We start from the raw sequence: 22,306 nt of genomic DNA, 5'->3' as shown, positions 1-22,306 counted from the left end.
GCCCCGCCAACTCGGCGGTTAGGTCTCGGTATCCGACGGTACTCTGCCAAGCCGGTGAATCCGCTGTCTTCGGCAGCTATGCCGTACGCCCTGGGCGAATTGATACCGAACAGATGCCGCCGAGAGGTGTGACCAGGGCCGCGCAGTCGCGGGGCGGGGCGCACCGTGGTACGCCCCGCCCCGGGCCGCTCGGAACCGGTCGCCGTCGGTCTCAGCCGAGGAGCGAGGTCTTGCGGGTGGAGACGATCTGGTCGATCAGGCCGTACTCCAGGGCCTCCTCGGCCGTCAGGATCTTGTCACGCTCGATGTCCTCGCGGACCACCTCGACCGGCTTGTTCGAGTGCTTGGAGAGCATCTCCTCCAGCTGCTCGCGCATCCGGAAGATCTCCTTGGCCTGGATCTCCAGGTCGGAGACCTGGCCGCGGCCGGTCTCGGTGTACGGCTGGTGGATCAGGATCCGGGCGTTCGGCAGCGCCATCCGCTTGCCGGGGGTGCCGGCCGCGAGCAGCACCGCGGCGGCCGAGGCGGCCTGGCCCATGCAGACCGTCTGGATGTCGGGCTTGACGAACTGCATGGTGTCGTAGATCGCGGTCAGCGCGGTGAAGGAGCCGCCGGGCGAGTTGATGTACATCTGGATCTCGCGGTCCGGGTCCATCGACTCCAGGCAGAGCAGCTGGGCCATGATGTCGTTCGCCGAGACGTCGTCCACCTGCGAGCCGAGGAAGATGATGCGCTCCTCGAACAGCTTGGCGTACGGGTCGTACTCGCGGACGCCCTGCGAGGTGCGCTCGACGAAGCGCGGGACGATGTAGCGACCCTCGGCACGGGCGCCGAGGTACTCGCCGCTGGGGCTGATGGGAAGGTTCATTGCGGTCTGTCCTCCGGATGCGTTCCGACGTGTCTTGGGTTGCGGGGCGTGGGCGCTCAGGCGCCCGTGCCGCCGCCGCCGGGGACGTCCGCGGCGCTGTGCATGATGTCGTCGATCAGGCCGTACTCCTTGGCCTGCTCGGCGCTGAACCAGCGGTCCCGGTCGGAGTCCTTGGTGATCTGCTCGAAGGTCTGGCCGGTGTGCTGCGCGATGAGCTCGGACATCCGGCGCTTGGTGCGCAGGAGCTGCTCGGCCTGGATCCGGATGTCGGTGGCCGAGCCGCCGAGGCCGGCGGAGGGCTGGTGCATCAGGATCTCGGCGTTCGGCAGCGAGAAGCGCTTGCCCGGGGTGCCGGCGGTGAGCAGGAACTGCCCCATCGAGGCGGCCATGCCCATCGCGATGGTGACCACGTCGTTCTTGATGTACTGCATGGTGTCGTAGATCGCCATGCCGGCGGTGATCGAGCCGCCCGGGGAGTTGATGTAGAGGTAGATGTCGCGCTCGGGCTCCGCGGCCAGGAGCAGCAGCTGCGCGGTGATCTTGTTGGCGATGTCGTCGTCGACCTGCTGGCCGAGGAAGATGATCCGCTCGTTGAGCAGCCGGTTGTAGACCTGGTCGCCCAGGCCTCCGAGCACGTCACCACCGGCGGCGCGCGGCGTCATCAGGCCAGGCATCTGCATCTGCGGGAACGTCACTTAGCCACCTGCTCAGTCGATTCGGACGGTCCGTCTTGTTCGACCGTCACTACGTCATGTACGGGGACTGGGGCGGGCATCCCGGGCGCGGGGCCGCGTCGGGCCGCCCTGCCCGCGCTGTTGAAAGCTTGCTTTCGTTGACCCTAACGCGCAGGCAGGGCGCCACCATCCCCCACGCAGAACTGTTCGCTGTGAGCGCAGGTACCCACCGGGTCGGGAGAGCACGCAGGGCCCGGACGCCGCAACGGCGTCCGGGCCCCGAGGGGTGTGTGCTACCCGCGGACCGATCAGGCCTCGGTGACCTCAGCGGTCTCGTCGGCGGCGGACTCGGCGGCGTCGGCCGGCTCGTCCGTCTCGTCCTCGTCGAAGTTGATCTCCAGGCCGTTGGTGTCGACGACCTTGGCCTCCTCGACGACCAGGGCCAGCGCCTTGCCGCGGGCGACCTCGCCGACCAGCAGCGGCACCTGGCCACCCTGGACGATCTGCTGCGCGAACTGGTCGGGCGTCATGCCCGAGCCGGCGGCACGGCGGATGAGGTGCTCGGTGAGCTCCTCCTGGTTGACGCCGACCTCGTGCTTGGCGACGATCTCGTCCAGCACGAACTGGGTCTTGATGCCCTTCTTCGCCTGGTCCGCGGTCTCCTGCTCGAAGTCCTCGACGGTCTTGTCCTGGCTGGCCAGGTAGACCTCCAGGGTCATCCCCATCGGCTCCAGCTGGTGGTGCGTCAGGTTGTGCTTGCGGGTCTCGACCTCGTCCTTGAGAAGCTTCTCCGGGTACTCGATCTCGACCTTCTCCAGCAGGGCGTCCAGCACGCGCTCCTGGGCCTGGGTGGCCTGGTCGAACTCCTTCATGCGCTCGAGGCGCGTGCGGGAGTCGGCGCGCAGCGCCTCCAGGGTGTCGAACTCGCTCGCCAGCTGGGCGAACTCGTCGTCCAGCTCGGGGAGCTCCTTCTCCTGGACGGCGGTAACGGTGACGGTCACCTCGGAGCTCTGGCCGGCCTGGGTGCCGCCCTTGAGCTCGGTGGTGAAGGTCTTCGTGCCGCCGGCCTCGAGGCCGATGACGGCCTCGTCGATGCCGTCGAGCAGGCGGCCGGAGCCGATCTCGTAGCTCACGCCGGTGGCGGTGCCGTCGTCCGGCACCTCACCGTCGACCTTGGCCTCCAGGTCGACGACGACGATGTCGCCCTCGGCCGCGGCGCGCTCGACGTCCTTGACCGAGGAGAAGCGCTCGCGCAGCTGCTCCAGGGACTTGTCGACGTCGGCGTCCTCGACCACGATCGGGTCGACGGTCACCTCGATCTCGCTGAACTCCGGCAGGGTGATCTCCGGACGGACGTCGACCTCGGCGACGAACTTGAGGTCACCGCCGTCGGTGAGCCGCTCGACACCCTCGATGTCGGTGATGTCGGGCTGGCCGAGGACCTCGATCTTGCCCTCGTCGACGGCCTGCGTGTAGAAGCGCGGCAGGGCGTCGTTGACCGCCTCTTCCAGCACGGCGGCACGGCCGAAGCGCTGGTCGATGACGCGGTTCGGGATCTTGCCCTTACGGAAGCCCGGGACCGAGACCTGCTGGTTGATCTTCTTGTACGCCGCGTCGAGGCTGGGCTTGAGCTCCTCGAAGGGCACCTCGACGGTGAGTCGAACCCGAGTCGGGTTCAGAGTCTCGACGGCGCTCTTCACGGTGGGGTCTCCTATGGGGCTTGCGGTCGGCTTGTCTGATCCGGACCGCCTCCCCTGAGGGCCGCGGACCGGGCAGACGGGTGATGAGCCACCTGGTGCGGCATCTCCCGTATTGGGGTGGACGGCGAGCGGCTCACCCCCGACGGTGCGAGGAGGGGCCGTGGCTCTGTCACCCGGGCGGTGGGCCTGCGTGCATGCCACAGGGACTACCGCCAGCGGCCCATCCTACCGGTACCACGAAAGGCGCACGCCAGGGCACCACCGTGCCGGTCCGCCGGACCACTCGCCGTGACCGGGAATCGGGCCCTCGCGGGGCGGAAAACAACAACAGGGCCCCGCCCAGTCCGGACGAGACCCTGCAACGATCGTGGTCGGGGTGACCGGATTCGAACCGACGGCCTTCCGCTCCCAAAGCGGACGCGCTACCAAACTGCGCCACACCCCGCACTGTCGCGAGAGGAAGCGTACACGCCGGGCATCGGCCGCTCGCCGAATTTCCCCCTGCTGCGCACCGCCCGACCGCGGGCGCGAAAGCGGTGTGCGCGGCGGCCGTCGGACCAGGTAGGCTGATCCCCGTCTTCCTGACCGGTGACGGCCGGGAGGGCAGTGTGTGCGGGCGTAGCTCAATGGTAGAGCCCTAGTCTTCCAAACTAGCCACGCGAGTTCGATTCTCGTCGCCCGCTCCGATTGCGTCGGCCCCGGCTCCCCGAGCCGGGGCCGTTCGCGTGTTCGGACGGTCCGACAGGGTCGCCGGGGGTTTCTCGGCTCGGAGGGGGAGAGCGACGTGGGTCCCGAGCAGCGGCTGGCGGTGATCCAGCGCGGAGTGATCCGGGAAATGGCTCGTTACGGACGGGAGTTCACCGTCGACGGAGCCGTCCTGCGCGGCCCCGGCACGACCGCCGTGGCGGTCCGCGAGCACCCGTCCGCGGACGGCTCGGCCGGTCACGTGGACCTCGGCTTCGTGCTGCGACTGGGCAGCGGCGAGACCCCCGTGGTCTGGGACTGCGCGGCGGGCCTGGGCACCACCGAGGAGGAGAAGCTCGACAGCGCGGTCCGGATGTGGGCCGCCACCACCGCGGCGACCGTGGTCGAACTCCTCGACCACCAGGGCCGCTACGGGGACCACCGGCAACCCGACGAACTGCCCGGCTGGTACGCGGTGCAGGGGCCGGCCACCGTCTTCGGCTTCGGCAGCGCCGACCTCTCCGACTGGCTCGGCGAACACGAACTGCTGCCCGCGCTGGCCGCCTCGCTGGCCCCGGAGCTGACGGACCCGCTGCTGAACGGCGTGAAGGTCTTCCTCGGCGGACGCGCGGGGGACGAGGTGGCCGAGGTCCGGGTGAACGGCACGGTGGCGCAGGCCGCCTCGCAGGCGCTCGGCGCGCTGGACTGGCCGCGCAGCGAACGCTTCTGCTGGGCACGGCTGTTCATCCTGCTGACCGCCGACCAGGCAGTGCTGGAGACCGCTCGGGCCGCCGAGCATCCGGCGCGCACGGCACAGCCTGCGCTGGTCGCCGCCGATCCGGCGACGGTCCGGCGCGGCCCGCTGCGGCGCTGGTGGCAGGCCCGGCGCGCCGGTCAGTAACGAGCTCGGTGCCCGCTGACGCGCCGGTACGGAGACGTCAGCTGCCGCCGAGGTGGCCGATGGACTTGGCGAGCTCGCTCAGGAAGTCCTGGATCGGCTTGGCGGCCGTGGACTGGTTGAGCATGAAACCGAAGAGCGCGGCGAGGATCGCGTGCGGAACCTTGATCTGCTTGTTGCGGATGAAGATCAGCAGGACGACACCGAACAGAACCAGCGCGGAGACGGAGAGTGCCACCCGGAGACTCACTTCCTCATGTCATGGCGAAGCGGACCCCGGCCTTTCCGACGGTCCCGAAGCGGAAACGCCGACCACGCCCGCAGCCCGGGAGTCGTACGGCCGGCCCCCTGGGGAGCCTGGCAACGCCGCACGTGATGCCCCCGCTCCCCTGAGTCCCGGTCAGTCCCGCCCGGACTCAGTGTGGTCGACCATGCGGACTGCGTAAAGGACTTGCCGCTGACCTGTGCCAAGGATTTGCGATGTGAGACGAATTTCCGCCGCCCGAGACGATAGCGGAGGGCTGCTGACGCACCGTCGGCGGGGGCGATCACCAAGGTCGCCGGGGGTCTGCCGGGGGTCTGCCGAGCCGTCTGGGCGCCTGAGTGGGTTTGGCTGAAGATCAACGCTGGGACTTGACAGCTAGACCGTCCGTCGCTTGGGGGGTGGGTGAAGGAGCGGGGTCCGGGCCGAGTCTGGGCGGTGCCGACGAAGGAGCCACTGCGGAGCATTGGCGACTGAGGAGAAGCCGTCCAGGCGAGAGCCCGGGCGTCGCGACGCCGCCCCCCAAGCGACGGACGGTCTTAGTCGCGCCAAAGCAGGAGTACCGCGCGGTCGTCGTTGATGTCCTTGGCCACCGTCTCGATCAGCCGGCCGGCGGCGCCGCGGCTGCCGGCGCCCAGGTGGGCGCCGGCCACCAGGCGGTCGGCCTCGCCCATCAGCCGGTCCATCCCCTCCGAGAGGTCCCGGCCCGGCGCCTCGACCATGCCGTCGGTGCAGAGCATCAGCACGTCGCCGGGGCCGAGCCGCCCGCGCACCCCCTCGAACTTGGCGCCGTCGTAGATGCCCAGCAGCGGGCCCTCCTGGGACTCCTTGATCTCCCAGCGCCCGGCCCCGGCCAGCCGCTGCATGCCGGGCAGGTGCCCGGCCGAGAGCAGCTCGTACTCCCCCGTGTCCAGGTCGAGCGCGAGGTGCACCGCGGTGGCGAAGCCCTCCTCCCACTCCTGGCGCAGCAGGTAGCCGTTGGCGGCGGGCAGGAAGTCGTGCGGCGGCAGCGAGCCGAGCAGGCCGCCGAAGGCGCCGGAGAGCAGCAGCGCCCGGGATCCGGCGTCCATCCCCTTGCCCGAGACGTCAGCCAGCACCGCTTCCAGCACCCGGCGGCCGGGACCGGTGCGGGCGGCCACCACGAAGTCTCCGGAGAAGGACTGCCCGCCGGCCGGGCGCAGCGCCATGTCGGCGTGCCAGCCCTGCGGCAGGTCGGGCACCCGGCTCTGCACCCGCAGGCGTTCGCGCAGGTCGAAGAGCATCGAGCCGCCGCCGCGCCAGGGCACCCCGACCCGGCTGCGGAACTGGGCGACCAGCAGTCCGGCCACCCCGACCGCGCCGACCACCAGGGCGGCGCCCGGGGTGACGCCGAACACGTACGCCTCGGGGCGGCTGCTGGCCACCCGCTCGCCGGTGTGGATCACCGACTCCGCGGAGAGGCCCAGCGCCGCGGCCGCGTAGAGCAGCACCAGCGAGCCCGGGCGCAGCAGCAGGGCGCCGGCCAGGATCGGCAGCACCAGCGCGGTCGGCGGGATCCAGGCGGGGATCCAGACGTTCAGGGCCACCAGCAGCGGGACCATCAGCAGCAGGACGGCGAAGGCGAGCCAGTCCGCGGCGTCGCCGCGGAAGTAGTCCACTCCGGTTCGGCGCAGCGTTCGGCGGGCCCGGTAGAGCCGCTTGCGCAACCGGGCCTTCACGGGGTCCGCGGCGGCGGTTCCCGTCGTGGTCGTCCGGGGCGGTGTGCCCGGCGTGCTGCCAGCCATGGGGGCTGACCCTATCCACCAGGACCGGTCCACGTCGACGGGCTGTCACGCACTGACCGAATGTCCAGCTGATTTCAGCCGGGCAGAGAATCCACACCCGGGGCTCACCGGGCAGTCTCAGGAGGCGAGTTGAGGCGCGCGGCAGCCCCGCGCGCCGGTTCGGGCCGGCGCGCGCCGCCCGTGCTGCCGCCCACCTCCCCACTCCCGCGCGGGAACCCGCAGGACAAGGGCGCAATGGGCTCGCACGGCACGGCCGTGGATGGTACCTGTGTCATATGACACAGCCTGGCGGGCATCCCGACACCCTGGATCTGCGCACCCTTGCCGAGTCCGACTGGGAGGCCTGGTACCGCTGCGTGGAGATCGCCTTCGGCGGCGAGAGCGAGTCGCCACCGCGGCGAGAGCTCTGGCGCGGGTTGACCGAGTTCGACCGCTCGCTGGCCGTCTGGGACGGTCCCGCCCCGGTCGGCGCGGCCGCCGCCTACTCGTTCCGGATGGCCGTGCCCGGCGGCGCCGTGCTGCCCACCGCCGGAGTGGCCAACGTCGGCGTGCTGCCCACCCACCGGCGGCGCGGCGTGCTCACCGCGCTGATGCGCCACCAGCTGGACGACATCCACGAGCGCGGCGAGTCGCTCGCCGCGCTGACCGCCTCCGAGCCGGCGATCTACGGGCGCTACGGCTACGGCCTGGCCACCTGGAAGATGGGCGTGGAGATCGCCCGCGCCCGGGTGCAGGTGCGCCGGCCCGAGGGCGACACGATCCGGCTGCGGCTGGCCGATCCGGTCGAGACCTCGGCCGCCTGCGAACGGCTGTACGCGGAGCTGGTACCGCTGCGGCCGGGCATGCTGGCCCGGCGCCCCGGCTGGGAGCAGCTGCCGGTGATCGACCCGCCGGAGGACCGCGGGGGCCGCTCACCGCTCCAGTGCGTGCTGGCCGAGGACCGCACCAGCGGCGAGCTGCTGGGCTACGCCCGGTACAGCGCCAAGGGCGACTGGCAGCACGGCGGCCCGGCCGGCGTGGTGCGGGTGCGCGACACGATGGCGGCCTCGCCGCAGGCGTACGCGGCGCTCTGGGGGTTCCTGCTGGACCTCGACCTCACCGACACCGTCCTCGGCGAGAACCTGCCGGTGGACGACCCGCTGCTGCACCTGGTCTCCGACCCGCGCCGGCTGATGCCGAAGCTCACCGACGCGCTCTTCCTGCGGCTGGTCGACGTCGGCGACGCGCTCTGCTCGCGCGACTACCAGGCCCCGCTGGACGTGGTGCTGGACGTGACGGACGAGTTCTGCCCGTGGAACACCGGGCGCTGGCGGCTGCACAGCGCGGGACCGGGCAAGGGGGCGAACTGCGAACCCACCACCGACCGGGCCGAACTGGCGCTGTCGGCACGCGAGTTGGGCTCGGCCTACCTCGGCGGCCGGTCACTGGCGGCGCTGGCCGGGGCCGGGCTGGTGCAGGAGCTGCGCACCGGCGCGCTGGCCGAGGCCTCCCGGGCCTTCGGCTGGGACGTCGCGCCCTGGCTGCCGCACGGATTCTGAGACAGCCAAGGCGGCGACGGCAGGGTCAGCCCTGCGGGTGGTGGGCGGGGATCGGCGGGAGCTCACCGGTGGCCTCGTAGGCCGAGAGCATCTCGATCCGGCGGGTGTGCCGGGCCTCGCCGCTGTACGGGGTGGCCAGGAAGATCTCGACGAACTTCGTCGCCTCCTCCTGGGTGTGCATCCGCCCGCCGACGCTGATCACGTTGGCGTTGTTGTGCTCACGGCCCAGGGCGGCGGTCTGCTCGCTCCAGGCGAGCGCGGCCCGCACGCCCTTGACCTTGTTGGCGGCGATCTGCTCGCCGTTGCCCGAGCCGCCGATCACGATGCCCAGCGCCTCGGGGTCGGCGGCGGTGCGCTCGGCGGCCCGCAGGCAGAACGGCGGGTAGTCGTCCTCGGCGTCGTAGATGTGCGGGCCGCAGTCGATCGGCTCGTGGCCGGCCGCCGTCAGCCACTCGACGAGGTGGTTCTTAAGCTCATATCCGGCATGGTCGGAACCCAAGTAAACGCGCATGCGGATGAGTCTGGCATGCGCGTGCACCCGATTCCGAGCACGGGTCAGGCGCGGCGGCCGACCAGCTTCCAGGCCAGCGGCAGCGCGCCGGTCGCCAGCAGCACCTTGAGCCCGTCGCCGATCAGGTACGGGTAGAGCCCCAGCTGCGCGGCCCGGGCGAGCGGGACGTGCAGCGCGGCGGCCAGGTACGGGACGCCGACCGCGTAGATCGCCAGGTTGCCGAGCACCATCGCCACCGCGGTCCGCAGCGGGCTGCGGTCCGCGCCGCGCCGGGCCAGCAGCCCGGTGAGGCTGCCGGCCAGCACGAAGCCGAGCACGTAGCCCAGGCTCGGCGCCGCCCAGCCGGAACTGCCGGCCGCGAACCAGGGCAGCCCGGCCATCCCGGCCAGCAGGTAGAGGGCCAGCGAGGCCGCGCCGCGCCGGGCGCCGAGCGCGGTGCCGACCAGCAGCGCGGCGAAGGTCTGGCCGGTGACCGGGACCGGCGAGCCGGGCACGTTCACCGAGAACTGCGCGGCCAGGCCGGTCAGCGCCGCGCCGCCGCCCACCAGGGCCAGCTCGCGCAGCTGGCCGCCGAGCCGGCTGCCGGCGGCGGGCAGCAGATCGGCCAGCACGGCACGGGACGGTATCGACGAGGCGATGGCCATCGGGGTCTCCACTCTGGGTCGGCGACTGCGGGCGGGCCCCAGCCGTACGGGTGCACAGGTGTGAACCTACGCGTCCGAACCACCCGGTTTCGAGCGGCGATCCGACAAAGCGTCAGGTCCCCTGCTTGTGGGGTTCCGCTCCACCCCGCGCCTCACTGTGCAGAGGTCGTCACGGTGTGCGATCGCACCGTCCGCCATCTGGGCCGTCGGGCCGGGCCCTTGGCGGTCTCAGCCGGGGCACCGGATAGTGAGACGGCAAGTCCGCTTTCCGAACGTCTGGATCCATTTCATGGCCCCCACCTCCGCCCCGCCGGCGCCCACCGCGCCGACGCTCGCCCCGACCGGCAGCGAGGGACCGCAGCTCGCGCACGGCCTCAAGCCGCGGCACCTGTCGATGATCGCGCTCGGCGGAGTGATCGGCGCCGGCCTCTTCGTCGGCTCCGGCGCGGGCATCGCCGCCGCCGGTCCGGCGATCATCCTGGCCTTCACGCTCTCCGGGCTGCTGGTCATGCTGATCATGCGGATGCTCGGCGAGATGTCGGCCGCCCGCCCCGCCACCGGCTCGTTCTCGGTGCACGCGGAGCAGGAGATCGGCCCGTGGGCCGGGGTGACCGCCGGCTGGATGTACTGGGTGATGCTCTGCTGCGGCGTGGCCGCCGAGGCGACCGCCGCCGGGACCATCATGAACTCCTGGCTCCCGGGCGTGCCCGGCTGGGCCTGGGTCGGCGTCTTCATGGCGTTCTTCTGCGCCAGCAACCTGACCGCCGTGAAGAACTTCGGCGAGTTCGAGTTCTGGTTCGCCGCCGTCAAGATCAGCGCGATCGTGGCCTTCCTGGTGCTCGGCACGCTGGGCGTCTGCGGCGTGCTGGGCTCGGGCGGCGCGCCCGGCACCGCCAACCTGACCGGCCACGGCGGCTTCCTGCCCAACGGCACCAGCGGACTGATCGCGGGCCTGCTCGCCTCGGTCTTCGCGTACGGCGGCCTGGAGACGGTCACCATCGCCGCCGCGGAGTCCGCCGATCCCCGGCGCAACGTCGCCAACGCGGTGCGCACCGCGGTCTGGCGGATCGCCGTCTTCTACATCGGCTCGATGGCCCTGATCGTCACGCTGGTGCCGTGGAACGACCCGGCCGTGGTCAAGGAGGGCCCGTACGTCACCGTGCTGCGCCTGCTGGACGTGCCGGGGGCGGCCATGGTCATGCAGGCGGTGGTGCTGATCGCGCTGCTGTCGGCGATGAACGCCAACATCTACGGCGCCTCCCGGATGGCCTTCTCGCTGGTCGCCCGCGGCCAGGGTCCGAAGGCGCTGGCGCGGGTCAGCGGCGGGGTGCCGAGGCTCGCCGTGCTGGCCTCCTGCGCCTTCGGCTTCGCCGCGGTGCTGGCCGGCTACTGGTGGCCGGACACCGTCTTCAGCTGGCTGATGAACACCACCGGCGTGGCCATCCTGGTGGTCTGGATCTTCATCGCCGTCTCCCAGCTGCGGATGCGCCGCCGGCTGGAGCGCGAGGCGCCCGAGCTGCTGACCGTCCGGATGTGGGGCTTCCCGTACCTGACCTGGGTCGCACTGGCCGGGGTGGTCGGCATCCTGGGGCTGATGACCACCACCCCCGGCGACCGCGCGCAGCTCTACGCCGCGGGCGTCCTGGTGACGCTGCTCGCGGCAGCCGGTTACGCCAAGCAGCGACGCGACTCACAGGTGGCTCTCAGCTAAGGAAATGAACCCCTGAACCGTCCCGTACCCGTGAAAAGATGCCGAAGGGCAAGACCTGCCCCCAACATCTGCACAGCACCGTGCGAGTCGGACAAAGGAGTACCGCAGTGCCGGGGAAGAACCTCAGCCGGGACGAAGCACAGCAGCGCGCCGGAATCCTGAGCGTGGACGGCTACGAGGTGCACCTCGACGTCACCAGTGCGCCCGACGCCTCCGTCGCCACCTTCCGTTCCACCACGACCATCCGCTTCCGCTGCGACGCGCCGGGCAGCTCCACCTTCGTGGACCTGCTCGCCGCGGGCGTCCGCTCGATCACCCTGAACGGGAGCCCGCTGGATCCGGCCACCGCCTTCGACGGCGTGCGGATCGGCGTCGACGGCCTGGCCGCCGCCAACGTCCTGGTGGTGGACGCGGACTGCGCGTACAGCCGTACCGGCGAGGGCCTGCACCGGTTCACCGACCCGGCCGACGGCGAGACGTACCTCTACACCCACTACGAGCCCGCCGAGGCCCGCCGGGTGTTCGCCAACTTCGAGCAGCCCGACCTCAAGGCGCCCTACGTCTTCACCGTGACGGCGCCGGCCGCCTGGGACGTCTACGCCAACTCCGCGCAGGAGAGCGTCGAGGAGCAGGACGGTGCCCGGGTCTGGCGCTTCCTGCCCACCCGGCCGATCTCTACCTACCTGACCGCCGTGGTGGCCGGCCCGTACCACGTGGCGCGCGACCACTGGAGCCGCGAACTGCCGGACGGCACGCGGCTGGAGATCCCGCTGGCGGCCACCTGCCGCAAGTCGCTGGCCGCGCACTTCGACGCCGAGGAGATCTTCACCGTCACCAAGCAGGGCCTGGACTTCTTCCACGACGAGTTCGACTACCCGTACCCGTTCGGCAAGTACGACCAGTGCTTCGTGCCCGAGTACAACATCGGTGCGATGGAGAATCCGGGCTGCGTGACCTTCCGCGAGGAGTACGTCTTCCGCTCCCGGGTCACCGCGGCCGCGTACGAGGCCCGGGCCAACGTCATCCTGCACGAGATGGCGCACATGTGGTTCGGCGACCTGGTCACCATGCGCTGGTGGGACGACCTCTGGCTGAAGGAGTCGTTCGCCGATTTCATGGGGGCCTTCTCCCAGCAGGCCGCCACCGGCTTCCAGTCGGCCTGGGTCACCTTCGCCAACCAGCGCAAGGCGTGGGCGTACAAGCAGGACCAGTACCCCACCACCCACCCGATCACCGCCGACATCCGCGACGTCGAGGACGCCAAGCTCAACTTCGACGGCATCACCTACGCCAAGGGCGCGGCGGTGCTCAAGCAGCTGGTCGCCTACGCCGGGCGGGACGCCTTCTTCGAGGGCGCCCGGCAGTACTTCAAGCGGCACGCCTTCGGCAACACCGTGCTCGGCGACCTGCTGGAGGTTCTCGCGGTGACCTCCGGCCGCGGAGAGCAGGCGATGGCCGACTGGTCGGCGTCCTGGCTGCAGACCGCGGGCGTCAACTCGCTCACCCCGCAGCTGACCGTGGACGCCGAGGGCCGGATCACCGAGCTCGCCGTCCTGCAGGACGCGACCGCCGAGCAGCCGACGCTGCGGACCCACCGGATCGCGATCGGCCTCTACAACCGCGAGGCGGACGGGTCGCTGGTCCGCACCACCCGGGTCGAGCTGGACGTGACCGGGCCGCGCACCGTCGTCGAGGAGCTGGCCGGCCGTCCGCGCCCGGCGCTGATCCTGGTCAACGACGACGACCTGACCTACTGCAAGATCCGCTTCGACGCCGACTCGCTGGCCACCGTGGGCAGTTCGCTGGGCGAGATCCGCGAGCCGCTGGCCCGGGCACTGGCCTGGTCGGCCTGCTGGAACCTCACCCGGGACGGCCTGATGCCGGCCCGCGACTACCTGGCGCTGGTGCTGCGGTTCGCCGGACGCGAGTCCGAGATCGGCGTGCTGCAGAGCCTGCACCTCCAGGCACTGGGCGCGCTGAGTCTGTACGCCGACCCGGCCTGGCGCACGGAGGGCGGGCAGCTGCTGGCCGAGGGTGCGCTGCGCGAACTGCGGCTGGCCGCCCCCGGCAGCGACCACCAGCTCGCCTGGGCCCGGTTCCTGGCCGAGACGGCGCACAGTGACGAGCAACTCCAGCTGATCGAGAGCCTGTTGGCCGGGCACGCGAAGATCGACGGGCTGGAGGTCGACCAGGATCTGCGCTGGGCGTTCTGGCTGGCGCTGTCCGCCGAGGGCCGGGCCACCGTCGAGCAGATCGACGCCGAGCTGAAGCGGGACAACACCGCCGGCGGCAATCAGAAGGCCGTCCAGGCGATGGCCGCCCGGCCCACCGCCGAGGCCAAGGCCGCCGCCTGGTCCGCCGTGGTCGACTCCGACGAGCTGCCCAACGCGCTGGTCAGCGCGCAGACGGCGGGCTTCGCCCAGGCCGGGCAGCGGGAGCTGACCGCGCCGTACACGCCGCGCTACTTCGAGCTGCTGGAGAAGATCTGGGCGGAGCGCAGCATCGAGATCGCGATGCGCTTCGTCGGCGGGTTCTTCCCCCGGCTGCAGACCGACCAGCCGACGCTGGACGCCACCGACGCCTGGCTTGCGGACCACCGGGACGCGGCGCCGGCGCTGCGCCGACTGGTCCTGGAGTGCCGCGACGACCTGGCCCGCGCCCTGCGGGCGCAGACCGCCGACCGGGTCTGAACAACGCGGAACGGCCCGCCCCTTCACTGGGGGCGGGCCGTTTCTTCTTGCTGCGGCCGCTACTTGAGCGTGGCGGAGGTCAGGCCGGACTGCACCTGCTTCTGGAACGAGAGGTAGACCACCAGCACCGGCAGCATCGCGATGGTCATGCCCGCGAAGAGGCCGGGGAAGTCGCTCGCGTAGCCCGAGGTCGAGGCCAGGTTGACCAGGCCCTGGGCCAGCATCGAGCGGTCCGGGTCGCTGCCGCCCTGCTGCTGCATCAGGGTGACCGGCAGCAGGTACTGGTTCCACTGCCCCAGCACGTTGAAGATGCCGACGCTGATCAGGCCGGACTTCGCCATCGGCAGCATCACCTGGAAGAACGCCCGGGCGTGCGAGCAGCCGTCCATCATCGCCGCCTCGTGCACCGCGGTGGGCAGCGTGCGGAAGAACGAGTGCAGGAAGAAGACGGTGAACGGCAGCGAGTACGCGACGTACACCAGGATCAGCCCCAGGTAGCTGTTGAGGCCGAGCAGCGGGGATATCGAGCCGAGGTTCTTCACCATGAAGAACAGCGGCACCAGCGCCAGGTAGACCGGGAACATCGCGCCCGCGACGAACATGTAGAAGATGATCCGGTTGCCGCGGAACTCGTAGCGGGCCAGCACGTAGGCCGCCATCGCGCCCAGCAGCATCGTCAGGGTGAGCGAACCGGCCAGCACGATCAGCGTGTTGGTGAAGTAGCCGCCGATGCCGCCCTTGCTCCAGGCCCGGCCGAAGGCGCTGAAGCTCCAGTGCGAGGGCCAGGACCAGGCGCTGCCGCCGATCTCGGCGTTGTCCTTGAAGGAGCCCAGCACCACCCAGACCAGCGGCAGGATGATCATGATCGCCCACACGGCGAGAAAGCCGTGCGAGAAGACGTTGATGACGCCGCCGCGGTCCGCGAACCGCTCCTCCTTGAGCGGGCGGCGGGCCGGCGCGACCGGGGAGTTCTGGGCCGGGATCGTGCTCGTCTTGTCAGTCTTGGTACTCATACCTCGGCCCCGCTCAGTACTCGATCCGCTCGCGCCGGGTGACCCGCAGCGAGACGACGGACAGGATGAGGGTGATGAAGAAGATCACAACACCCATGGCACAGGCGTAGCCGGCCTTGCCGAACGGCAGGAAGTTGCGCATCAGGTAGGTGGCCAGCACCTCGCTGCGGTGGTTCGGGCCGCCGCCGTAGATGCCCGCGGGCGGAGTCATCGTGGAGACCAGGGCGAAGGCGTCCATCGCGGCGATCGCCAGGTAGACCCAGGCGGTCTGGATGGTGTCCCAGAGCAGCGGGATGGTGATCTTGAAGAAGGTCTGCCCGCGGCCCGAGCCGTCCAGCAGCGCGGCCTCGTAGATGTCCTTGGGGATGGACTGCATCGCGGCCGAGAACATCACCAGGTAGAAGCCGACGCCGGACCAGATCAGCACCGCGAGGATGCACCAGAAGACCAGGTCGGGGTCGGAGAGCCAGAGGATCGGCTGCTGCGCGTTCTCCAGGCCGAGCTTGATCAGCACGCCGTTCAGCAGGCCGCCGCCGTCGCTGCGGTAGACCGCCTCGAACAGCACCGCCAGGATCGCCACCGAGAGCACCTGCGGGAAGAAGAAGACCACCTTGTAGAAGCCGGCCCCGCGCACCCCCTGGATGCCGCCGGTCCCGCCGCGCCCGCCGACGTTGAGCATGAAGGCGAAGAAGAGCGCGAGCACGATGGTGACCACCGGCAGCAGGACGATCAGCAGCAGGTTGTGGCCCAGTGCCGTCATGAAGATGTCGTCGTGCAGCAGTGCGGTGTAGTTCTTGAAGCCGACGAAGTTCATCGACGGCGAGACGCCCGACCAGTCCGTCAGCGAGTAGCCGAAGGTCTGGATGTAGGGCCAGATCACCAGCACTGTGTAGAGCAGCACCGGGAGGAAGAGGAAGCCCACGATGAATGGGTACTTACGATGACGCATGAAGAATGCTCCTGTCCGCCACAGCCTGCCGCGGGCGCGGGAGCACCGGAGACCGCGCGGCGGTCTCCGGTGCCTGTTGTCACTGGCCGGCGACTGATCGTCAGGCCGGCTTGACCTTGCTCGCGGCGGCCTTGGCCGCCGCGATCCACTGGTCCGGGCCGATCCGCTTGGCGCAGAGGTCGGCGGTGGCCGCCTGCAGCGCGGTGTCGAACTCGGTCTGGACGTCCGGGTAGGTGTAGTAGAAGGTGTTGGTGCCCGCTGCGGTGAGCGCCGTCGAGGAGGACTTCGTCCCCGGCTTCAGCACCACGTCCGCGCCCACGCCGTCCTTCAGCACGGTCAGCGAGTTGGCCGCCGCGGCGAACTTGCCGGAGGCCTCCTTGGTGAGCATGATCCGCAGGAACTCCAGGCCGCCCGCGTTGTTCTTGGCCTGCTTGGGGACGATGAACGGCTCGCCCGCACCGGCTCGCAGCGTGTTCGGGGGCATCTTGTCGCCGGCCAGCGAGGGGACCGGCAGGAACGCCATGTCGAAGTCCGCCGGCGTGATCTTGATCATCTCGTTCTCGAGCCAGGACCCGCACGGGATGAAGGCGGCCTTGCCCTGGCACCAGGCGGTCTGCGACTCGGTGTGCGTCATGCCGTTGGTGCCCGGGAGCAGGTAGTCCTTGTCCATGATCTCGTAGAACGCCGTGACGCCCGCCTTGACCGCCGGGTCGTCGTAGGCGGTCGGGTCGCAGGCGTCCAGGCGCTTGAAGAGGTCCGGGCCGCCCTGCTTGGCGATCAGGTCCATCAGCGTGTAGTTGGCGTAGTACGGGTACTTGCCCTGGTGGGCGAAGGGGGCGATGCCGGCCGCCTTGATGGTGGCGCACAGCGTCATGAAGTCGTCCCAGGTCTTGGGCGGCGTCCAACCCTTCTCCTGGAAGAGCTTGTTGGAGTACCAGAGGCCGAAGACCGTGTAGACGTAGTTGAGCGACCAGACCTTGCCGTCGATGGTGCCGGCGTCCAGGGTGCCCGGGAGCAGGACGTCGCGGACCTTCTTGGTCGGGTCGTCCAGGTAGGGCGCATCCAGCAGCGGGGTCAGCTCGGTGAGCTGGTTGTTCTTCGCCAGGACGTCCAGCTTGAGCTGCGAGGCACCGGAGTTGTCCACGATGTCGGGCGGGCTGCCCGCGTTGAAGCGCGGCTGGAGCTTACCTGCGATGTCGGTGGTACCCAGGTGGCTGATCTTGGCCCCGGGGTAGTCCTTGACGTAGATGGCCTCGAAGTCCTTGGCGTAGTCGTCGCCGTAGCCGCCCTTGAAGATGACCACGTCGAGCGGGTCGCTCGCCTTGACGCCGAAGGGGTTTCCCGCGCTGCCGCCGCCCGGGCTCGCGCTCCCGCCGCCGCTGCTGCTGCCGGTACCGCCGGCGCAGGCCGCGAGCAGCGAACCGCCGCCTGCCGCAAGGACGGTGATCGCGGCTGCGCGCTTGAAGATGTCGCGGCGGTTGTACTCGATTGCAGAGCCCATGAGTGCCCTAACCCCTCGCCCTCAATGTATGGATCGGATTCCGTGCTGCTGAGGCGCGTCCGTCGCAGTGCCTTGACGGTCCGTCAACTGCCCTGCCCTGACCGCGCCTTCACCGTGCCTCGCGGCGAAGGCGCCGGTCAGGGGCGGTTTCGTCGATGGGCAAAGGTATAGTCCTTTGTTCATCCGGCGGCAATAGTCTCCCCGTCGGTAACGCCTTGCCGGGGTCAAAGCGTTGTCGGCGGTGCAGCATGTGCAATGTGCAGGAAGCCTGCATATTTCGTGACCCTGCGCGTTGGTTCCCAGAATCTAGCGCCGCATTGCACGTCTGGCCATAGAAACGTGCACCTTCGCGCAGCAATCGAAACGAGGGCGGACATGCGAACGGGCCGCACCCCTCGGTGAGGGGTACGGCCCGTCGCGGTGCCTGGTTACCGTCAGCCGTTGATCAGGCTGCGCAGCACGTACTGCAGGATGCCGCCGTTGCGGTAGTAGTCCGCCTCGCCGGGGGTGTCGATGCGCACCTTGGCGTCGAACTCGACGCTACCCGCGGTGACCTTGACGGTCTGCGGGATGCCGCCCTCGTTGAGCGCGACGACACCGGAGATCGAGAAGGTCTCCTCGCCGGTCAGGCCCAGCGAGTCGGCCGTCTGGCCCTCGGGGAACTGCAGCGGCAGCACGCCCATGCCGATCAGGTTCGAGCGGTGGATGCGCTCGTAGGACTCGGCGACGACGGCCTTGACGCCCAGCAGCGCGGTGCCCTTGGCGGCCCAGTCACGGGACGAGCCCGAGCCGTACTCCTTGCCCGCCAGGATGACCAGCGGGGTGCCGACGGCCTGGTAGTTCTGCGCGGCGTCGTAGATGAACGACACCGGGCCGTCCGCCTGGGTGAAGTCGCGGGTGTAGCCGCCCTCGGTGCCCGGCGCGATCTGGTTGCGCAGGCGGATGTTGGCGAAGGTGCCGCGGATCATCACCTCGTGGTTGCCACGGCGCGAGCCGTACGAGTTGAAGTCGCGCTTCTCCACACCGTGCTCGGTGAGGTACTGGGCGGCGGGCGTACCGGCCTTGATGTTGCCGGCCGGGGAGATGTGGTCGGTGGTGACCGAGTCGCCGAGCTTGGCCAGCACGCGGGCGCCGGCGATGTCGGTGACCGGGGTGGTCTCCATCGTCATGCCCTCGAAGTACGGGGGCTTACGGACGTAGGTGGACTCGGCGTCCCACTCGAAGGTGTTGCCGGTCGGGATCGGCAGCGACTGCCAGCGGTGGTCGCCGGCGAAGACGTCCGCGTAGTCCTTGGCGAACATGTCCTGGTCGATCGAGCTGGCAACGGTCTCGGCGACCTCCTGCTCGGACGGCCAGATGTCCGCGAGGTAGACCGGCTTGCCCTCGGTGTCGGTGCCCAGGGCGTCCCGGGTGATGTCGATGTTCATGTTGCCGGCCAGGGCGTAGGCGACCACCAGCGGCGGGGAGGCCAGGTAGTTCATCTTGACGTCCGGGTTGATCCGGCCCTCGAAGTTGCGGTTGCCGGAGAGCACCGACACCACGGCGAGGTCGGCCTCGTTGACCGCGGCGGAGACCTCCTCGGGCAGCGGGCCCGAGTTGCCGATGCAGGTCACGCAGCCGTAGCCCACCAGGTTGAAGCCGAGCTTCTCCATGTAGGGGACGAGGCCGGCCTTCTCGTAGTAGTCCATGACGACCTTGGACCCGGGGGCCAGGGTGGTCTTGACCCACGGCTTGACGTGCAGGCCACGCTCCACGGCCTTCTTCGCCAGCAGGGCGGCGCCCAGCATGACGGAGGGGTTGGAGGTGTTGGTGCAGGAGGTGATCGAGGCGATCACGACCGCGCCGTTGTCGATCTCGTACGTGGTGCCGTCAGCGGCGGTGACCGCGGTCGGCTTCGACGCCTGGGCGGCGTAGGAGGGCAGCACCTCGGCGAACTTCGCGGCGGCCTCGGCGAGGATCACGCGGTCCTGCGGGCGCTTGGGGCCGGCGATCGACGGGACGACGGTGGAGACGTCCAGCTCCAGGTACTCGGAGTAGACCGGCTCGACCGACGGGTCGTGCCACAGGCCCTGCTCCTTGGCGTACGCCTCGACCAGCGCGAGCTGCTGCTCGCTCCGGCCGGTGAGCCGCAGGTAGTGGATGGTCTCCTGGTCGATCGGGAAGATCGCGCAGGTCGAACCGAACTCCGGCGACATGTTGCCGATGGTGGCGCGGTTGGCCAGCGGGATGGCGGTGACGCCGGCGCCGTAGAACTCGACGAACTTGCCGACCACACCGTGCTTGCGCAGCATCTCGGTGATGGTGAGCACCAGGTCGGTGGCGGTGGCGCCGGCCGGGAGCTCACCGTTCAGCTTGAAGCCGACCACGCGCGGGATCAGCATGGAGACCGGCTGGCCGAGCATGGCCGCCTCGGCCTCGATGCCGCCGACGCCCCAGCCCAGCACGCCCAGGCCGTTGACCATGGTGGTGTGCGAGTCGGTGCCCACGCAGGTGTCGGGGTAGGCCTGGCCGCCGCGGACCATGATGGTGCGGGCCAGGTGCTCGATGTTCACCTGGTGGACGATGCCGGTGCCCGGGGGGACGACCTTGAACTCGTCGAACGCGGTCTGGCCCCAGCGCAGGAACTGGTAGCGCTCCTTGTTGCGGCCGTACTCGATCTCGACGTTCTGGGTGAACGCGTCCTTGGTGCCGAACTTGTCGGCGATGACCGAGTGGTCGATGACCAGCTCGGCCGGGGCCAGCGGGTTGATCTTCGCCGGGTCGCCGCCCAGCTCCTTGACGGCCTCGCGCATGGTGGCGAGGTCCACGACGCACGGGACGCCGGTGAAGTCCTGCATGATCACGCGGGCCGGCGTGAACTGGATCTCCTCGCTCGGCTCGGCGGTGGCGTCCCAGTTGCCGAGCGCACTGATGTGGGCGGCGGTGATGTTCGCGCCGTCCTCGGTGCGGAGCAGGTTCTCCAGCAGCACCTTGAGGCTGTACGGCAGCCGCTCGGAACCCTCGACGGCGGAGAGCTTGAAGATCTCGTACGACTCGTCGCCCACCTGCAGCGAGCTGCGGGCGTCGAAGCTGTTCGCGGACACGACTGACTCCTTCTAGGTGCTTCGTGCGGTACGTCTGGACGCGGGGCCCACAAGGGTCCACCCGAATGACGTCGAAGTATCTTGATATCGAGATAAATCATAGCGTGGAGTTATCTCGATGTCGAGATAAACCATAGTGCATGGGTCGCTGTCGAGTGACGTCAGGCACCTTGTGGCGCGCCCCGACCGCCAGGGCCCCGACCCGCCGGTCCATGTCGCCCCCGGACCGGTTACGGTGGCGCCGAACCCGCCGCGGGCGCGCGAGCGTGGTGCCGGTGAGTGCGAGGAGCCCCAGCCCATGATCGTCGTCGACGCCTCAGCGCTGGTGCTCGCGCTGGCCGACCAGGGCCCCCGCGGGGACGAGGCCCGGACCGCCCTGGCAGCCGACGCCGACTGGGCCGCGCCGGAGCACCTGCTGATCGAGGTGATGCAGTCGCTGCGCGGGCGCTACCTGGCGAAGGAGAACTCAGCCGAGCAGGTCGCCTCCATCGCCGCCGAACTGCCCGCGATCGCCTTCCGCAAGGTCGAACTGGCCCCGCTGCTCGGCCGGGTCTGGGCGTTGAAGGACAACCTGACCCCGGACGACGCCGCCTACGTCGCGGTGGCCGAGCTGCTGGACGCGCCGCTGGTCACCGCGGACCTACGACTGATGCGGGCCAGTGGGCCGCGCTGCGAGATCCGCGGGATCGGCCTCCCGTCGGCCTGATCTCACTCTCCCAGGGTGGCGACCAGCACCGCCTTGATGGTGTGCAGGCGGTTCTCGGCCTGGTCGAAGACGATGGAGTGGGCGGACTCGAAGAGCTCGTCGGTGCACTCCAGCTCGGACATGCCGGTCATCTCGAAGAGCTGTCGACCGAGCACGGTGCCCAGGTCGTGGAAGGCCGGCAGGCAGTGCAGGAACTTGACGTCGGGGTTTCCGGTGGCCCGGACGGTGTCCATGGAGACCTGGTAGCTCTTCAGCTGCTCCACCCGCTCGACCCAGACCTCCTTGGGCTCCCCCATCGAGACCCAGACATCGGTGTAGAGGAAGTCCGCGCCGGCCACGCCCTCGGCGATGTCCTCGGTGAGGGTGATCCGCGCGCCGCTGGAGCGGGCCAGCTCCTCGGCGGCCTTGCGGACCTCGTCGGTCGGCCAGAGCTGCTGGGGTGCGACGATCCGGATGTCCAGGCCGAGCAGGGCGCCGGTCACCAGCAGCGAGTTGCCCATGTTGTTGCGCGCGTCGCCCAGGTAGGCGAGCGAGACCTCGGAGAGCGGCTTGGTCGAGTGCTCCTGGACGGTCAGCATGTCGGCCAGCATCTGGGTGGGGTGCCACTCGTCGGTGAGACCGTTCCAGACCGGGACCCCGGCGTACTCGGCCAGCTCCTCGATCAGCTCCTGCCCGTGCCCGCGGTACTCGATCCCGTCGAACATCCGCCCGAGCACCCGCGCCGAGTCCTTGATCGACTCCTTGTGGCCGATCTGCGAACCGGACGGGTCCAGGTAGGTGGTGGAGGCGCCCTGGTCATGGGCGGCCACCTCGAACGCGCAGCGCGTCCGGGTCGAGGTCTTCTCGAAGATCAACGCGATGTTCTTGCCGCGCAGCCGGGGCTGCTCGGTGCCCGCGGACTTGGCGGCCTTCAGCTGGGCGGCGAGGTCGAGCAGGAAGCGGAACTCCTGAGCCGTGAAGTCGAGCTCCTTGAGGAAGTGCCGGTTCCGGAGGTTCGATGCCATGCCGAGCTCCTGGGGGTGACGGTGCGTCGGACCCGACGCGGACGGATCGCGCCCGAAGCAGGGGCGCAGGACGGCGTCATGGGTACGCCAGCAGGGGAAGTGTATAC

17 protein-coding genes and 2 tRNA genes are annotated in these 22,306 nt (G+C 70.0%); 6 read left to right on the top strand and 13 right to left on the bottom strand.

The window, feature by feature from the left end; genetic code table 11:
• Window positions 1-211: 211 nt before the first annotated feature.
• From P3T37_RS04815 to P3T37_RS04800, 4 genes are all read right to left on the bottom strand, one after another.
• Entirely contained in the window at window positions 212-868 is a 657-nt protein-coding gene (locus tag P3T37_RS04815; RefSeq protein ID WP_280722150.1) for an ATP-dependent Clp protease proteolytic subunit, read from the bottom strand.
• A gap of 56 nt (window positions 869-924) precedes the next feature.
• Window positions 925-1,548, bottom strand: coding sequence for an ATP-dependent Clp protease proteolytic subunit (locus P3T37_RS04810; protein WP_280722465.1), 624 nt, complete (start codon window positions 1,546-1,548; stop codon window positions 925-927).
• 302 nt (window positions 1,549-1,850) lie between these two features.
• Window positions 1,851-3,242, bottom strand: coding sequence for a trigger factor (tig, locus tag P3T37_RS04805; protein WP_280722149.1), 1,392 nt, complete (start codon window positions 3,240-3,242; stop codon window positions 1,851-1,853).
• 368 nt (window positions 3,243-3,610) lie between these two features.
• Window positions 3,611-3,687: transfer RNA gene (locus P3T37_RS04800), tRNA-Pro, on the bottom strand.
• Between the two features lie 167 nt (window positions 3,688-3,854).
• Between P3T37_RS04800 and P3T37_RS04795 the strand changes: the two genes are divergently transcribed.
• Window positions 3,855-3,925, top strand: a tRNA-Gly gene (locus tag P3T37_RS04795).
• Window positions 3,926-4,026: 101 nt separating this feature from the next.
• Window positions 4,027-4,827 carry a DUF6348 family protein gene (locus tag P3T37_RS04790; protein ID WP_280722148.1) on the top strand — a complete coding sequence of 267 codons (801 nt, stop codon included), beginning with the start codon at window positions 4,027-4,029 and terminating at the stop codon, window positions 4,825-4,827.
• Window positions 4,828-4,864: 37 nt separating this feature from the next.
• On the opposite strand, the gene P3T37_RS04785 is transcribed toward P3T37_RS04790, so the two are convergent.
• Both P3T37_RS04785 and P3T37_RS04780 read right to left on the bottom strand, forming a co-directional pair.
• A complete protein-coding gene (locus tag P3T37_RS04785) occupies window positions 4,865-5,062 on the bottom strand; it encodes a hypothetical protein (RefSeq protein WP_035806214.1) in 198 nt (65 codons plus the stop codon).
• Between the two features lie 563 nt (window positions 5,063-5,625).
• On the bottom strand, window positions 5,626-6,849 hold the full coding sequence (locus P3T37_RS04780; protein ID WP_280722147.1) for a PP2C family protein-serine/threonine phosphatase: 1,224 nt from the start codon (window positions 6,847-6,849) through the stop codon (window positions 5,626-5,628).
• 275 nt (window positions 6,850-7,124) lie between these two features.
• Between P3T37_RS04780 and P3T37_RS04775 the strand changes: the two genes are divergently transcribed.
• Window positions 7,125-8,387 carry a GNAT family N-acetyltransferase gene (locus P3T37_RS04775; protein ID WP_280722146.1) on the top strand — a complete coding sequence of 421 codons (1,263 nt, stop codon included), beginning with the start codon at window positions 7,125-7,127 and terminating at the stop codon, window positions 8,385-8,387.
• Between the two features lie 25 nt (window positions 8,388-8,412).
• Here P3T37_RS04775 and P3T37_RS04770 read toward each other — a convergent pair whose 3' ends face one another.
• Together P3T37_RS04770 and P3T37_RS04765 are read right to left on the bottom strand one after the other, a co-directional pair.
• On the bottom strand, window positions 8,413-8,898 hold the full coding sequence (locus P3T37_RS04770) for a ribose-5-phosphate isomerase (RefSeq protein WP_280722145.1): 486 nt from the start codon (window positions 8,896-8,898) through the stop codon (window positions 8,413-8,415).
• 44 nt (window positions 8,899-8,942) lie between these two features.
• Window positions 8,943-9,542, bottom strand: coding sequence for a biotin transporter BioY (locus tag P3T37_RS04765; protein ID WP_280722144.1), 600 nt, complete (start codon window positions 9,540-9,542; stop codon window positions 8,943-8,945).
• Between the two features lie 394 nt (window positions 9,543-9,936).
• Between P3T37_RS04765 and P3T37_RS04760 the strand changes: the two genes are divergently transcribed.
• Both P3T37_RS04760 and pepN read left to right on the top strand, forming a co-directional pair.
• Complete coding sequence (locus P3T37_RS04760; protein ID WP_280722464.1) at window positions 9,937-11,253, top strand: amino acid permease; 1,317 nt, start codon at window positions 9,937-9,939, stop codon at window positions 11,251-11,253.
• Between the two features lie 107 nt (window positions 11,254-11,360).
• Complete coding sequence (gene pepN / locus P3T37_RS04755; protein ID WP_280722143.1) at window positions 11,361-13,943, top strand: aminopeptidase N; 2,583 nt, start codon at window positions 11,361-11,363, stop codon at window positions 13,941-13,943.
• A 59-nt stretch (window positions 13,944-14,002) separates the two neighbouring features.
• Here pepN and P3T37_RS04750 read toward each other — a convergent pair whose 3' ends face one another.
• The 4 genes from P3T37_RS04750 to acnA all read right to left on the bottom strand — a co-directional run bounded on the left by P3T37_RS04750 (window position 14,003) and on the right by acnA (window position 20,489).
• The gene (locus P3T37_RS04750) at window positions 14,003-14,956 is read right to left on the bottom strand and encodes a carbohydrate ABC transporter permease (RefSeq protein WP_280722142.1); all 954 of its coding nucleotides are present in this window, start codon (window positions 14,954-14,956) and stop codon (window positions 14,003-14,005) included.
• Window positions 14,957-14,969: 13 nt separating this feature from the next.
• Window positions 14,970-15,905: a sugar ABC transporter permease gene (locus tag P3T37_RS04745; protein WP_035806227.1), complete on the bottom strand. Its 936-nt coding sequence runs from the start codon at window positions 15,903-15,905 to the stop codon at window positions 14,970-14,972.
• A gap of 100 nt (window positions 15,906-16,005) precedes the next feature.
• Window positions 16,006-17,406: an N-acetylglucosamine/diacetylchitobiose ABC transporter substrate-binding protein gene (gene ngcE, locus P3T37_RS04740; RefSeq protein ID WP_280722141.1), complete on the bottom strand. Its 1,401-nt coding sequence runs from the start codon at window positions 17,404-17,406 to the stop codon at window positions 16,006-16,008.
• Window positions 17,407-17,840: 434 nt separating this feature from the next.
• Window positions 17,841-20,489, bottom strand: a complete 2,649-nt coding sequence (acnA, locus tag P3T37_RS04735; protein WP_280722140.1) for an aconitate hydratase AcnA — start codon at window positions 20,487-20,489, stop codon at window positions 17,841-17,843.
• A gap of 298 nt (window positions 20,490-20,787) precedes the next feature.
• Here acnA and P3T37_RS04730 point away from each other — a divergent pair, with 298 nt between their 5' ends.
• On the top strand, window positions 20,788-21,195 hold the full coding sequence (locus tag P3T37_RS04730; protein WP_280722139.1) for a type II toxin-antitoxin system VapC family toxin: 408 nt from the start codon (window positions 20,788-20,790) through the stop codon (window positions 21,193-21,195).
• Window positions 21,196-21,197: 2 nt separating this feature from the next.
• Here P3T37_RS04730 and argF read toward each other — a convergent pair whose 3' ends face one another.
• Window positions 21,198-22,199, bottom strand: a complete 1,002-nt coding sequence (gene argF, locus P3T37_RS04725; protein WP_280722138.1) for an ornithine carbamoyltransferase — start codon at window positions 22,197-22,199, stop codon at window positions 21,198-21,200.
• Between the last annotated feature and the right edge of the window lie 107 nt (window positions 22,200-22,306).

It is taken from the genome of Kitasatospora sp. MAA4 (assembly GCF_029893355.1).
In the GTDB taxonomy this organism is placed as follows: Bacteria; Actinomycetota; Actinomycetes; order Streptomycetales; family Streptomycetaceae; genus Kitasatospora.
Note: the sequence above shows the minus strand (reverse complement) of the source record. Positions and strands in the feature narration are given on the sequence as shown.

Excerpts from the sequence above, each read along its gene's own strand:
- P3T37_RS04815 (WP_280722150.1), bottom strand. The coding sequence starts at position 868 with ATGAACCTTCCCATCAGCCCCAGCGGCGAGTACCTCGGCGCCCGTGCC.
- P3T37_RS04810 (WP_280722465.1), bottom strand. The coding sequence starts at position 1,548 with ATGCAGATGCCTGGCCTGATGACGCCGCGCGCCGCCGGTGGTGACGTG.
- P3T37_RS04780 (WP_280722147.1), bottom strand. The coding sequence starts at position 6,849 with ATGGCTGGCAGCACGCCGGGCACACCGCCCCGGACGACCACGACGGGA.
- P3T37_RS04775 (WP_280722146.1), top strand. The coding sequence starts at position 7,125 with ATGACACAGCCTGGCGGGCATCCCGACACCCTGGATCTGCGCACCCTT.
- P3T37_RS04770 (WP_280722145.1), bottom strand. The coding sequence starts at position 8,898 with ATGCGCGTTTACTTGGGTTCCGACCATGCCGGATATGAGCTTAAGAAC.
- P3T37_RS04765 (WP_280722144.1), bottom strand. The coding sequence starts at position 9,542 with ATGGCCATCGCCTCGTCGATACCGTCCCGTGCCGTGCTGGCCGATCTG.
- P3T37_RS04760 (WP_280722464.1), top strand. The coding sequence starts at position 9,937 with ATGATCGCGCTCGGCGGAGTGATCGGCGCCGGCCTCTTCGTCGGCTCC.
- P3T37_RS04750 (WP_280722142.1), bottom strand. The coding sequence starts at position 14,956 with ATGAGTACCAAGACTGACAAGACGAGCACGATCCCGGCCCAGAACTCC.
- P3T37_RS04745 (WP_035806227.1), bottom strand. The coding sequence starts at position 15,905 with ATGCGTCATCGTAAGTACCCATTCATCGTGGGCTTCCTCTTCCTCCCG.
- ngcE (WP_280722141.1), bottom strand. The coding sequence starts at position 17,406 with ATGGGCTCTGCAATCGAGTACAACCGCCGCGACATCTTCAAGCGCGCA.
- P3T37_RS04730 (WP_280722139.1), top strand. The coding sequence starts at position 20,788 with ATGATCGTCGTCGACGCCTCAGCGCTGGTGCTCGCGCTGGCCGACCAG.
- argF (WP_280722138.1), bottom strand. The coding sequence starts at position 22,199 with ATGGCATCGAACCTCCGGAACCGGCACTTCCTCAAGGAGCTCGACTTC.